General features: G+C 66.7%; 1 protein-coding gene. It reads right to left on the reverse strand.

Translation table 11 applies throughout. The annotated features are described in order from the left end of the window. Positions 1-541, reverse strand: a 541-nt coding sequence (locus tag HMPREF2914_RS13670) for an aminotransferase class I/II-fold pyridoxal phosphate-dependent enzyme (protein WP_139148212.1), incomplete at both ends; no start/stop codon positions are given.

Genomic DNA, 541 nt, shown 5'->3' on the forward strand with positions numbered 1-541 from the left:
TCTTGTGGGTGGTGGTGGTGACCACGTCGGCGAAGGGGATCGGGTTCGGGTAGAGGCCGGCGGCGACCAGCCCGGCGACGTGGGCCATGTCGACGAACAGCAGCGCGCCGACCTTGTCGGCGATGGCGCGGAAGCGCGGGAAGTCGAGGGTCTTGGAGTAGGCGGAGAAGCCGGCGACGATCATCTTCGGCTTATGCTCCACGGCCAGGCGCTCGACTTCGTCGTAGTCGATCAGCCCGGTAGCGGTGTCTAGGCCGTACTGCACGGCGTTGTACAGCTTGCCGGAGGAGGACACCTTGGCGCCGTGGGTGAGATGACCGCCGTGGGCCAGGCTCATGCCGAGGATGGTGTCGCCGGCGTTGAGCAGCGCCAGGTACACCGCGGCGTTGGCCGAGGAACCGGAATGCGGCTGGACGTTGGCGTAGTCGGCGCCGAACAGCTGCCTGGCGCGGTCGATGGCCAACTGCTCGACCTTGTCGACGTGTTCGCAGCCGCCGTAGTAGCGCTTGCCCGGATAGCCCTCGGCATACTTGTTGGTCAG

This window comes from Pseudomonas sp. HMSC067G02, from assembly GCF_001813485.1.
Taxonomy (GTDB): domain Bacteria; phylum Pseudomonadota; class Gammaproteobacteria; order Pseudomonadales; family Pseudomonadaceae; genus Pseudomonas; species Pseudomonas aeruginosa.